We start from the raw sequence: 12984 nt of genomic DNA on the forward strand, positions 1-12984 counted from the left end.
TCGGTGGCGGCTCATTCGGCGGTGGCGGTGCCTCTGGAAGTTGGTAAAATAAAAAGCTAGAAACGTTAATCGTTTCTAGCTTTTTGCTATTTATCTAAACCGTAAAGATAGTCATCATCTTTCATGGCTTCAACTGTTCCTAGTAAATAGCCATTTCCTACTTGAGAGAAGAAGTCATGGTTGCTAGTTCCTGTCGAAATACCATTCATTACAATCGGGTTCACATCATTGGCTGTATCCGCAAATAAGGGATCCATACCTAAGTTCATTAAAGCTTTGTTGGCGTTGTAACGTAAAAAGGTTTTTACTTCTTCGGTCCAACCTAAGTCATCATATAATTCTTCTGTATAACGTTCTTCATTTTCGTACAATTCGTAAAGTAAATTATACATCCAATCTTTTAGTTTATCTTGCTCATCTTCTGGTAATTCATTAAATCCTAATTGGAATTTATAGCCAATATACGTGCCGTGCACTGATTCATCACGGATAATCAATTTAATAATTTCAGCGACGTTCGCTAGTTTGTTGTTTCCTAAATAGTAAAGGGGAGTGTAGAACCCAGAATAGAATAAAAACGTTTCTAAAAATACACTAGCAATTTTTTTCTCTAACGGAGTACCGTTTTTATAAATTTCGTTAATCCGTTCTGCTTTATATTGCAGATGTTTGTTGGTATTTGTCCACTCAAAAATATCATCAATCTCTTTTTTTGTATTTAATGTACTGAAGATAGAAGAATAACTTTTGGCATGGACAGATTCCATGAATTGGATGTTATTTAAGACGGCTTCTTCATGAGGCGTCCGCACATCATTTCTCAGTTGATCCATGCCGCTTTCTGATTGAACAGTATCTAATAAAGTTAAACCGCCGAAAACGTAGCCGACAGTAGTTTTTTCTAAATCGGAAAGAGTCCGCCAATCATCTAAGTCATTGGATAACGGAATCCGTGTATCTAACCAAAATTGTTCGGTTAATTTTTCCCAAGTGGATTTATCAATGACGTCTTCAATGGCGTTCCAGTTAATTGCTTCATAATACGTTGCCATGGTTATTCCTCCTGTATGCTGGGACAGCAGTCTGTTTGACTAGTTGTCTCGTTTCTTCGCTTAAAACGTTCTACAGAGTCCAAATAGGAGCGTGCAGCCGTTCTTCTTTGTCCAGTATATCTGAAAATGTCCTGTTTAAAAAGAGAACATTCCTAAAAAATAAGACGCTCAAGCAGAACGCCTTATTTAAGTGCTTTTCATTAAATCACGCAAGACTCACATTGATTGCTGCCAATTTCTTCAGCATCATCTGTAAATGTACGAATATAGTAAATTGATTTAATCCCTTTGTTGAACGCATAATGACGTAAAATGTTCAAGTCACGGGTTGTTTGTTTTGGTGTTTCTTTCCATTCATACAAGCCTTCAGGGATTTCTGAACGCATAAACAAGGTTAAACTCATTCCTTGATCAACGTGTTGTTGCGCTGTTGCGTAGACATCAATCACTTTGCGCATATCCATGTCGTAAGCAGAAGTATAGTAAGGGATTGTATCATTAGCTAAATAAGGCGCTGGATAGTAAATCTTACCAATTTTCTTCTCTTGACGTTCTTCAATCATGCGAGTAATTGGATGAATGCTGGCACTAGTATCATTAATATATGAAATTGAACCATTTGGCGCTACGGCTAGACGATTTTGATGATAAAGACCATCTTTTTTCACAGCATCGCGTAACGCAGCCCAATCTTCAGCCGTTGGAATCTGAATGTCTTTGAAAATTTCTTTCACTTTATCAAATTTTGGTGTAAAGTTGCCTTCAATATATTTATCGAAGTAAGCACCAGAAGCATAATCTGATTTTTCAAAATTGTGGAAGACTTGGTTACGTTCTTTCGCAATTTGGTTACTTTCCATTAAAGTCCAGTAATTTAATAACATGAAATAAATGTCTGTAAAGTCTAATGATTCTTCAGAGCCGTATTCCATATGATTTTTAGCGAAGAAGGTGTGTAAACCCATTGCGCCTAGCCCGATTGTATGGCTTAAACGATTTCCATTTTGGATAGTTGGCACGACATCAATTTCAGAAGCATCTGTTACAAAAGTTAACGCACGCGTCATAGCGCGAACAGATTTTCCAAAGTCAGGACTTTCCATTAAATTAACAATGTTAGTTGAACCTAAGTTACAACTAATATCTGTTCCTAAAACTTCATATTCTTGTTTCCCATTAATAACAGAAGGCGTTTGAACTTGAAGAATTTCAGAACATAAGTTACTCATGATAATCTTGCCATCAATCGGATTGTTTTTGTTAGCTGTATCAATATTGATGATATAAGGATAGCCAGATTCTTGTTGTAATTTAGAAATTTCATTTTCTAAGTCACGGGCTTTAATTTTACGTTTACGTATGTTTGGATTGGCCACTAGGTTATCATATTCTTTGGTGATATCTACATAGGAATAAGGCACACCATATTCACGTTCCACACTATAAGGACTAAATAAATACATATCTTCGTTGTTACGTGTTAATTCGTAAAATTTATCTGGAACAATAACACCAAGAGACAACGTTTTTACACGGATTTTTTCATCAGCGTTTTCTTTTTTAGCAGATAAGAACATTTCAATATCTGGATGGAAGACGTTTAGATAAACCACACCAGCACCTTGACGTTGACCTAATTGGTTAGAGTAGCTAAAGCTATCTTCAAATAATTTCATAACAGGGACAACACCACTTGCTGCGCCATCATAACCTTTGATTGGTGCGCCCGCTTCACGTAAGTTGGAAAGAGTAATTCCTACGCCGCCGCCGATTCGTGATAATTGAAGGGCAGAATTAATTGAACGCCCAATGCTGTTCATATCATCTGTTACTTGAACTAAGAAACAAGAAACCAATTCGCCTCGACGTTTACGTCCAGCGTTTAAGAAAGAAGGTGTGGCTGGTTGATACCGTTGATGGATCATTTCATCCGCCAATGTTAAAGCCAACTCTTCATCGCCATCCGCAAAATACAAGGCATTAAAGGCAACCCGATCTTCATATGTTTCTAAATACTCTGTTCCGGCGTTGTTCTTTAAAGCGTATTGAGAATAAAATTTATAAGCCGCCATGAAAGACTTGAATTGGAAATGTTGTTCATCTAAGAAAGCATATAATTTTTCAATAAAGTCCATTGAATATTTTTTGATGAATTCAGTTTCAATAAAATCTTCTTTCATTAAAAAGTTGATTTTTTCTTCAGCAGAGCTGAATTTACGCGTATTCGGTTCTACATTTTCTTTAAAGAAGGCTGCGAGTGCTTCTTTATCTTTATTTAAAGGGATTTGACCATCAACAGGACGGTTAATCTCGTTATTCAGTTTGAAATAGCTGACATCTTTAATTTCTTTTAGACTCAATTTCTTCCACTACTTTCTTAAAGGTCTCCACGTCTTCGTCTGTTCCGCTAAACTCAAAGGAGTATAGAAGCGGAACGTGGTAATCGCGGGCAATATCTTTGGCGGTATAGACAAATAATTCAGCAAAATTACGGTTGCCCCCACCAGCTACACCAACTAACAGTTCTTGATTACTTTTATAATCAAGAAAGTCATTCACTACCTCTGTAATTTCTGCATCATAGGTAGGAATGACAAGAATAAAAGGCTCATTTATTTCAAAAAAAGGATTCGCTGGCTCAAGTTCATAAGCAGGCAAATCCAATTTTTTAATAAAGCGCCTTGTTTGACCGGTGACTGAAAAATAAACAAGTTTCATCTTAGCTAGCCAATTGTTTTAATTGGTCTGGACGGAAGCCAACAACGGTTGTTGCTTCAGATGTGATTACCGGTACGCTTTGGAACCCTTGTTCTTTTAACCAGTCGATAGCATCTGGTTGTGCGTCGATATTGATTTCTTCAAAAGCGATGTTATTTTCACTTAGGAAACGTTTCGCCATTTTACATTGGATACAGTTATTTTTTGAAAAGATTTTTACGTTCATTGAAAGTTCCTCCTCTTTTTTTCTACATAGACTAGTATAAATCTATGTAGAAAAAAGTCAACACTTTAACACTATATATTGTGGTGCATTTTTCTCATAATACTAGTTTTTGTGTTTTTGAAAGAAAAATGAAAACACGTGAATCCTCGTTTTTGGGAGAAAAAACACATTGGTCAGTGTTTGACAAACAAAAAAATTAAAATTTTGAAAGAGAACATTTAGTGAAAAAACACTAAATATTGTGTTGACATTTGAGTTAGGCACAAGAAGAAAAAACAAGCGGATTTGTTATTGAATGAGTGGAATTTTACAGTAGCTAGTAACATAAAAAACAAGTGCTGACTTTTTTTCAAAAATGGTAACCTGAAAAAAGTGTCTCTATATAGAAGGAAAATAGAAGAAAACAGGAGATACATCCAGAAATTCATTGACTTTCCGTGTAAGCAAGCGTATTCTTTTAATTGAGAACGATTCTCATTTTCGTTTGAAACTTTTTCACATGGAGGAAAGTAAATGATTACGTTAGCGCAGGCAGAAGTTGGGAAAGTCTATACAGTCGAAAGCGTCCAAGCAGATGTTCAGACAAAGAAACATCTGAACAATTTAGGTGTCGTTGCAGGCCAAGCAGTTGTCCTTGTCAATTATCAGAATCAAAATGGTATTGTTTTATTACATAATAGTCGAATTGCGCTGACAGATACGATTTTACAAGCGATTCATGTGGAGGAGCGCTCGGCGAATGAGAAAGTTTGGGTCTCCTTGGATACCTTGAAAGTTGGAGAACGCGCTACAATAGTAGGGATCCACGGACAAGGAGCGGTGAAACGTCGGTTGATGGACATGGGCTTAACAAAAGGAACAGTAATTTTTATTCGCAAAGTGGCTCCTTTAGCTGATCCAATTGAAATCAATGTACGTGGTTACGAACTAACGTTACGAAAAAGTGAGGCGGAACTGATCTTGGTTGAGAAGGAGGAAAGCGAATGACTCAGCAAATTGCACTAGCCGGCAACCCTAATAGCGGTAAAACGACAACGTTCAATATGTTAACAGGAGCCAACCAATATGTTGGAAACTGGCCAGGGGTGACTGTGGAACGCAAAGAGGGGGTGGCAAAGAAAGATAAGACACTCATTATTCAAGATTTGCCAGGGATTTACTCTCTTTCTCCTTATACGCCTGAAGAAATTGTGGCGCGAGATTACCTTTTGGAGGACCAACCTTCAGTGATTTTGAATATTCTCGATGTGACCAATTTGGAACGGAATCTTTATTTAACAACACAATTAATTGAAACCGGATTACCGGTTGTTTGTGCGTTAAACATGATGGATTTGTTGGAAAAAAACGGCCAAACATTGAATAGTGAAAAGTTAAGTTATGGCTTAGGCGTGCCTGTCGTTGAGATTAGTGCTTTGAAGAATCGTGGGTTGGATCACGCTTTAAAACAAAGTAAGCAGCGAGCGAATGCCATAGAGACAGAGGTTATTTATCCTTCTTATGATAATCGCTTAGAAGCAGCACTTGCTGAAATTGTTGATATTTTAGGGAATACTGTTCCTGAAACGCAACAGCGTTGGTATAGTTTAAAACTTTTTGAACGAGATGTTCGAACCAAAGAGCAATTATTATTGAGTTCTTTTCAAGAAAAAGAAATTGAAGAAGTCATTCAAATTACTGAAAAAATCTTTCAAGATGAAAGTGAAGCGATTATCATCAATGAACGCTATGCCTTTATTGCTCGATTAATTGCTTTGTGTGCGACGAAAAAAACAGAAATGACATTTACTCACAGTGATAAGATTGACCGAGTGGTAACCAATCGGTGGTTGGCGTTGCCAATCTTTGCGTTTGTGATGTGGTTGGTCTATTACTTGTCTATTCAAACGGTTGGTACAATGGGGACAGACTGGTTAAACGATGTCTTTTTCGGGGAATGGGTTCCTCAATTTGTGGGAAATTGGTTGGCGCAATGGCAAGTAGCGCCATGGATGCAAAGTTTAATTTTAGATGGGATCATTGCAGGTGTTGGGGCGGTGTTAGGCTTTTTACCGCAACTGGCCGTCCTGTTTTTATGTTTAGGTTTTTTAGAAGATTGTGGCTATATGGCACGGATTGCCTTTGTCATGGATCGCTTGTTTCGGAAATTCGGCCTATCTGGTAAGTCATTTATTCCGATGTTAATTGCGACAGGTTGTGGGGTCCCAGGCGTGATGGCTAGTCGAACGATTGAAAACGAACGCGATCGGCGAATGACTATTATGGTCACGACTTTTATGCCGTGTTCGGCGAAGTTGCCAATTATCGCTCTGATTGCAGGTGCATTTTTTCCTAACCAAAGTTGGGTCTCGCCCTCTGCTTATTTCTTAGGGGTTGCTTCCATTGTGTTATCAGGGATTGCTTTAAAAAAGACCAAGCATTTTTCGGGAGATCCAGCACCATTTATTATGGAACTTCCCGCCTATCATTTGCCACAGCTTAGAAGTGTGGTTCGACATGCCTATGAACGATGTCGCTCATTTGTAAAAAAAGCAGGAACGATTATTTTTGTTTCCAGTATTCTCATTTGGTTCATGTCACATTATTCTGTGACGTTTCAACCCGTTCCAGAAAGTCAAAGTATTCTAGCATTTCTAGGTAAAGGGTTGGCGGTGCTATTTATCCCATTAGGCTGGGGTAATTGGCAAGGGGCAGTTGCCACAATTACAGGACTGATAGCGAAAGAAAATATTATTGGCACCTTAGGCATTTTATTTGGCAATGTGAAAGATGTTTCTGAAAACGGGGTAGAAGTCTGGGGCGCATTGCAACACACCTTTACGCCAGTCGCGGCCTATTCGTTCTTAACTTTTAACTTATTATGTGCACCTTGTTTTGCTGCAATTGGCGCAATTCGTCGTGAAATGGGAGACCTTAAATGGACATTAGGAGCCATTGGTTATCAATGCGGTTTGGCTTATATGGTTAGTTTTGTGATTTATCAATTGGGCCATGTGTTAGTCGAAAAAGGTACACTAACTCTGGGGACTTTTTTAGCGATGGGCGTTGTTTTAGCTGGATTTTATTTCCTTATAAGAAAACCAAAGCCAGGCAAAGAAAGTATCCAAGCAATCACTTCTTTAGAAAGAGGGTAATAACGGATGGCAACAATTATTTTATCCATTTTAATTTTTGGAACAGCAGGAATCATCACCTATCGACGAATCAAAAAAGGGGAAAGTTGTGAAGATTGTCAAACAGCTTGTCCTGTAAAAAAAGAACAATCTTCACAAGAATAACAACTGAAAAAAATTCCCTCTTGTATAAATAATAGCGGAGTGCTACAATATTGAGGTAGCTGAAAAGCCATTTTATACAACGGGGGCATAGCTCAGTTGGTTAGAGCATCTGACTCTTAATCAGAGGGTCTAGGGTTCGAATCCCTATGCCCCCATTGGGTGCCAAACCCACGAGAACGGTATTCTGTCGGCGTCTTAGGACGTTTCGAAGACGGAGTACGCGTTCTCTTTTTTTGCTCTTTGTCAAATAATGTTGGTAAAGAGAAATTGTAGAATCCTGTCGATTCCAGAGGAGAAAATCCTCTGGAATTTTTTGTATATATTGAAAACCACCTGCTATGCAGGTGGTTCAGGTACGATTGTTGTATTTTTTGTATGAGACAGCGAGACTTCCTGCATGCTGAATGGTTGATATTAAATAATAGGCTGAGAGAAACAACAGTTTTTGCTGCATATCTACCTATTTGATAGGTCGTTTTTCTGTTGAGATTACGATAACTATTACAAATATGTTGTTCGCGCTCGCTAAGAAAAGCGATAGGGAATAATAAGCTTTTTGGAAACTGGGTGGGACTCCAACTTTAGTGAAAGAATGTGTGAGTTAAGCAACGCTTTGTTTTCTCCTTGCTATTTTATGAACAGGTGTATCTCTAGACAAAATAATTTAAAAAAGTTGTAGGCATTTCATATTACCTGTTATTTTATAACATTTAAAGTGTAAACATTACTAAAAATTTATCTATGGAGTCATAACAATTTTCCGCTTTTACTTATTTAATTTACATTCCTGTTCCTTTAAACTATATACATGGTATTTCATTATTTGTAAATTTAAAATGATTTTATGAAGCGAGTAGTAATATATAAGGAGGAAAAGCATGCAGAATCAGCTGTATTTAATAAATAGTGATCAAGAGCAATTTAAAAAGGAAAATAGTTCGGATGTAGCTGTAGAAAAAGTTCCAGGTAGAGGGACTGTTGCGTTGACATTTATGTCTGCTAGAATATGTAATTTCGATTGTACATATTGCTTTGCTTAAGAAAGAAAAAATTGAAGAAGTAAAAGAATTTTTACATGAAAATAGTACGATTAGCTACGAAAAAATGAGAACCATATTAAGTAAGCATAATTTGTGTACATACCCAAATACAAATAGTCAAAGTAATATCGTGTTTGAGTTGAATAGTCGGAAACTATTTAAAATTCCTTTATTTGCTATTCAAAAAAGAATTGAGAGAGTGGCTAAAGGCATATATTATTTAAATTTATTGTTGATAGCTGTAATGTTAATTGGATTTCCAATTATTATTAAATTTCCAGTTCAACTAATGGATTCTTACATAAGCCAGATAAATTTTTCAACTTTAAATGTGACTACTGTATACTGATATTTTTCTCATTATGCTTATTTATCATTACAAATAATTGGTGGTTTGGTTATATAGCTCTTCTTAATATAGGGTATCTTTTTAGTAGTTTATTACCGCTATCAACGAGTGATGGATACCATATTTTTACAATCATATATGGTAGTGAAGGGACAAGATGGCAGTTATTGTTGCTTCTTGCAGGAGTACTAAAAAAAGAGACCTCAATTTTAAAAAAATTTCAAAACAAAAAAATGATTGGATTGTTTCTTTATTTTATTCTTTCATATGTTATTGGTATTGCAGGGATTTTTTCTATTATACGTATAACATTGAATTATCTAAACGTATTTGGATTTAGTTCAACAGTACTAAGCATTTTCGTCTATGTAATGGCATTTATAAGTCTAATACAAGTACTTCTTTCTTTTAAGAAAGCATTAAAATCTTTTTGAAGACATTATGAAGGACGTGAGAAATATGTGGATATATATTCGAGAAAATTTTAAAAAAAATAGTAGTAAGTTTCTTTTCATCATATTGATATTTTTTGTAACAATGCTGCTATTGACATTTTCTTTAGGAGTTATTTATACAATAAACTACAGAATTGAAAATGAGTTAGCAGACTATTTATTAAAAAAAGACTTTAAAAATATGAAATTATTTTTACAATTAGGGACGGGAGTTCTTGTAGGTTTTTCTTTATTTATTATTTATAATACATACTCGATTGTTATTCAAGGGAGAAAGAAAGAATTCCAACTGCTATATAAGTTAGGTATGAAATACAAAAAAATTCAGCAGATTTTAAGTATTGAAAGCTTTCTGCTAAGTTCTGTTACAGCCGTTATGGGACTTTTCATAGGCATAGTGTTTTCAAGAGTATTTTTGTCTAATTATCAAGACATGAAGGTCGAACATATTCCAATTTATATTTATCTACTAGTTATTGTTTCTGCAATTTTATTTTTTATATGGTGCGGTTCAAAAAATCTAAAAAGTATGAATATCGAAGTAGAAAGTAAACAGAAAGAAGGCAGCACGTTTAAGTCTCAACCTACTATTAAAGAAAAATTTTTATTTAGAATCAAGTTAGCTTTAGGTATTATCCTTTTGATTGTTTCAATTGTTAGTGGATACACAACTATGAAAATAATTTTACTATTTACAGGTTTAATCTTGATTTTTGATCCGTTAATAGCAGGGACCTTGGCGTCTCTTCGTTTTTTGTCGCTCCGTTTTAACCGACTTTCTTTGTTCGTTGCTGTGGAAGAAAACTGCTGGAATATTAAAAGAATCAGCTCATTAATATCTACATTGGCCTTTTCAGTTATGCTTCTAGTAGGAATGTTGACCTTTTTTCATTCTGTCAAGGAAGCTGTTGTACAAAAGGTAGATGAGACCTATAGATTTGAACATATACTTGTGATGAATGAATTATCTGAGGTTAAAGAAGAAAAAGTTAAGGCTTATTTGCAGAACTTATATCCACATGCAGCTTTTGAGATTGCTTTAAGTATGGAAATTGAAAAAGAAAATAATGAAAACACTTTGATTTTGACAGGCGTTTCTTCTAACTTCAAAAATATTCAAGTGCTAGAAATTGAAAAAGAGTTTAATATTAAAGATTTTGATTTAAATAATGATAGTTTGAATGTATTATTTCCGTCACAATTAGCTGAAAAATCAAAGATTAAACGTAATCAAGTCATAGATTATTCCTTTGATAAAGACAAATCTATAAAAATTAGTCCGAAAGATTTTTATCAGCCGTTGGATCTACAACAAGTGTTTACATCCAAATCTGCTTTAACAGAGTATTTATTTGGAAAGGGTGTTAAAGGAATTTACAACACAATCTATTTGAATCGGCTGAGTGATGAGGAAATAAAAGAATTCACAAAGTATTTATCTGTTAAAAATTATGACTTAATGAACATTGGTGATCTGAAAGAGAAATACAAAAATCAAGCAATTAAACAAACTGAAATGATTGAAGCATTTATTTATGCGCTGATCTTTTTCAGTGGAGCAATCATATTAAATATGTTTATTCTTTCAATTAGTTCTAGACAAAGAATATACAAAGGATTATTAATTATAGGGATGAAAAGAAAAGCTTTGCTAGTCAGCATGTTAATAGAAATGTCTATTATCTATATTTTAGGTGTTGTTTTAGGTTGGCTTTTCGGAATTATTTTTGCTGAAGGTGGGATTAAGATGATGGAAGAAGTCATTGTATTCAAACCTGCCATTAATATTCCTTACTTGCAAGTATGTTCAGTATTAGTTGTTATCTATTTGATACTTGTCTTGGGGATTATTTTAATTTCTAGAGTTATTTTAAAAGAAAAAAATAGTAAGTAAGAATCTGAATAGGGAGGTGAAAATATGATTGAACTAAAGTCTATCGAAAAGGAATACGGAATAAATGGGCACTCTCAGCAAGTTCTAAATGGTATAACAATTACTCTAGATAAAGGTAATATTTATGCTTTAGTGGGACCGTCTGGCTCAGGTAAATCTACTTTGCTGAACATTATTGGTGGGTTAATTCATCCTACTAAAGGGGAAGTGAAAATAGGGGATAAGAACATCACAGAATTTAATAGTAATCAATTAGCTGAATTACGTACTAATGATATTGGATTCATTTTCCAAGATTTTAATTTGATTCCCTTTTTAAATGTAAAAGAAAACATTCTTTTCTCGCTTCGTTTAAAAGGTGAAAAGATTGAAAATCATTCAGATAATTATGAACAGCTAGTCAATTGGTTAGGAATTAAGAAGATTGAAGAAAAATATATAAATGAAATTTCTGGTGGTGAGCAACAACGTACGGCAATTGCCCGTTGTTTACTAATGGAACCTAAAATTATTTTGGCTGATGAACCTACTGGAAATTTAGATAAAAAAAATACAGATGCATTCTTGAAACTGATTCGAACGCTTCCATTTATGGAAAACAAGGTTTTCATTATTGTAACACATGATGAATCTGTAGAGCGATTCTGTGATCAAGTTTTTAAATTGGAAGAAGGACAAATCATAACTTAGGATATTTTAATTTTTTATGAGATATCAAAAAAAGAAGGAAGTAGGAATAAAAAATGTTTTTACATGATTTTGATTTCGAAGATTTGGACAGTATTGAAGAAGTTATTACACCAAATAAAGGTTTAGTAACTTGTTGCTAGAAATTTGAATTTTTGCGAGGGCTTAGGAGTGTTCTTCTTGGCCCTTTTAATATTGTCTTTTTAAATAAAAAAAATGAAGTTATAGAAAAATAATAGACGAATAGTCTTGTCAAAGTTTTATCTATTCTTTAGACATAAAACTAAAAAAGATTATTTGTCAACTAATTAGTATTAAATTAATTAGTAATGAGCGGCAGTGTGTGTTAATATGTATAGTATAAATAAGACTTAGATTGAATTGCTCAGATGAATTAGAAATAGAATAATAGTAGAACTTAATGTACTATGTATTCCTGTTTTATGATTTAGCTCGCAGAATGTTAGTGAAATTCTGGTCATTTTTTCAGGTGCACTACTTTTATCACTTAGATATTAGGATGATGATTTTTGAATAAGTTCGGTCTGATCTCTACTTCAAGTAAGAATAATTATCTTAGTTGAAGTAGAGAATGTTATTATAATTTGATGTAAGCGTTTTTTGGTGTAGAAGATTGGTCAATATGCTAAGTACTTAAAAAATATGTTATATCCGATTATTTTCTTGTAGTTTTTCTTATAATACATATTGCGTTTAGGATCAAATCTCTCCATGGACTTGGTTAGACTTAACTAATTAATGGTGGAGATAACGAGTAACTTGTTTGACTATAGGTGTGTTTCCGTATTCAGAGTTACTTAATTGATTTAGTCGTTAATAAAAACCAGCATATTTCGCTAACTTGGTTTTATCGGAAAAACGGTTAAAGAATCAATTTCAGGGAGTAAATCAGCAATATAAAAAGGATTGCTTCATGGAATGCTGGTTAAATATTGATATTCAGGGAATATAACGACTAAATCATCAATGGTTTTGTACAAATACCTAATTAGTTTATCTAGACTTTGTATTTTTTTGCTAAAAAACACTTAAGCCAAGGTCTACGAGTCCTGATAAACCTATCCTAAACGATAAGAACTACAAATGGGTCAAAATATCTCTCGCAATTTCTTCGGGATTTCGCCAATTTAATTATTTTCAAATGATACTTCTTTTGGCACAGGGAATGTTGGATTGTCTATCATAAAGCGAACATCTAATTTCTCGGAACTAACATCTAAACCGACAAAAAGTTTGCTGTGAAAGGATCTTATCATTATTTACT

Annotated in this window: 10 protein-coding genes and 1 tRNA gene; 7 read left to right on the top strand and 4 right to left on the bottom strand. The window is 34.4% G+C overall.

Annotated elements, in window-relative coordinates:
• Window positions 1–86: 86 nt before the first annotated feature.
• From nrdF to IGL07_RS02130, 4 genes are all read right to left on the bottom strand, one after another.
• Window positions 87–1052 carry a class 1b ribonucleoside-diphosphate reductase subunit beta gene (gene nrdF, locus IGL07_RS02115; RefSeq protein WP_002355357.1) on the bottom strand — a complete coding sequence of 322 codons (966 nt, stop codon included), beginning with the start codon at window positions 1050–1052 and terminating at the stop codon, window positions 87–89.
• A gap of 200 nt (window positions 1053–1252) precedes the next feature.
• Window positions 1253–3412: a class 1b ribonucleoside-diphosphate reductase subunit alpha gene (nrdE, locus tag IGL07_RS02120; RefSeq protein WP_002358443.1), complete on the bottom strand. Its 2160-nt coding sequence runs from the start codon at window positions 3410–3412 to the stop codon at window positions 1253–1255.
• Window positions 3393–3770 carry a class Ib ribonucleoside-diphosphate reductase assembly flavoprotein NrdI gene (nrdI, locus tag IGL07_RS02125; protein WP_002355359.1) on the bottom strand — a complete coding sequence of 126 codons (378 nt, stop codon included), beginning with the start codon at window positions 3768–3770 and terminating at the stop codon, window positions 3393–3395. The genes nrdE and nrdI overlap by 20 nt, the downstream gene beginning before the upstream one ends.
• Window position 3771: 1 nt before the next feature.
• Window positions 3772–3996, bottom strand: a complete 225-nt coding sequence (locus tag IGL07_RS02130) for a redoxin NrdH (protein ID WP_002355360.1) — start codon at window positions 3994–3996, stop codon at window positions 3772–3774.
• Window positions 3997–4509: 513 nt separating this feature from the next.
• Between IGL07_RS02130 and IGL07_RS02135 the strand changes: the two genes are divergently transcribed.
• The 7 genes from IGL07_RS02135 to IGL07_RS02165 all read left to right on the top strand — a co-directional run bounded on the left by IGL07_RS02135 (window position 4510) and on the right by IGL07_RS02165 (window position 11702).
• A complete protein-coding gene (locus IGL07_RS02135; protein ID WP_002355361.1) occupies window positions 4510–4983 on the top strand; it encodes a ferrous iron transport protein A in 474 nt (157 codons plus the stop codon).
• Entirely contained in the window at window positions 4980–7130 is a 2151-nt protein-coding gene (feoB, locus tag IGL07_RS02140; protein ID WP_010711987.1) for a ferrous iron transport protein B, read from the top strand. The genes IGL07_RS02135 and feoB overlap by 4 nt, the downstream gene beginning before the upstream one ends.
• A 6-nt stretch (window positions 7131–7136) precedes the next feature.
• The gene (locus IGL07_RS02145; RefSeq protein ID WP_002355364.1) at window positions 7137–7274 is read left to right on the top strand and encodes a hypothetical protein; all 138 of its coding nucleotides are present in this window, start codon (window positions 7137–7139) and stop codon (window positions 7272–7274) included.
• 81 nt (window positions 7275–7355) lie between these two features.
• Window positions 7356–7429: transfer RNA gene (locus IGL07_RS02150), tRNA-Lys, on the top strand.
• Window positions 7430–8152: 723 nt separating this feature from the next.
• Window positions 8153–8314 (top strand): hypothetical protein, encoded by a 162-nt coding sequence (locus tag IGL07_RS02155; RefSeq protein WP_010817025.1) that lies wholly within the window; start codon window positions 8153–8155, stop codon window positions 8312–8314.
• Window positions 8315–9104: 790 nt separating this feature from the next.
• Window positions 9105–11012 (top strand): FtsX-like permease family protein, encoded by a 1908-nt coding sequence (locus IGL07_RS02160; RefSeq protein ID WP_025189476.1) that lies wholly within the window; start codon window positions 9105–9107, stop codon window positions 11010–11012.
• A gap of 24 nt (window positions 11013–11036) precedes the next feature.
• Window positions 11037–11702 carry an ABC transporter ATP-binding protein gene (locus tag IGL07_RS02165; protein WP_010775565.1) on the top strand — a complete coding sequence of 222 codons (666 nt, stop codon included), beginning with the start codon at window positions 11037–11039 and terminating at the stop codon, window positions 11700–11702.
• Window positions 11703–12984 lie beyond the last annotated feature (1282 nt).

It is taken from the genome of Enterococcus sp. DIV1368f, from assembly GCF_051712245.1.
Taxonomy (GTDB): domain Bacteria; phylum Bacillota; class Bacilli; order Lactobacillales; family Enterococcaceae; genus Enterococcus; species Enterococcus faecalis.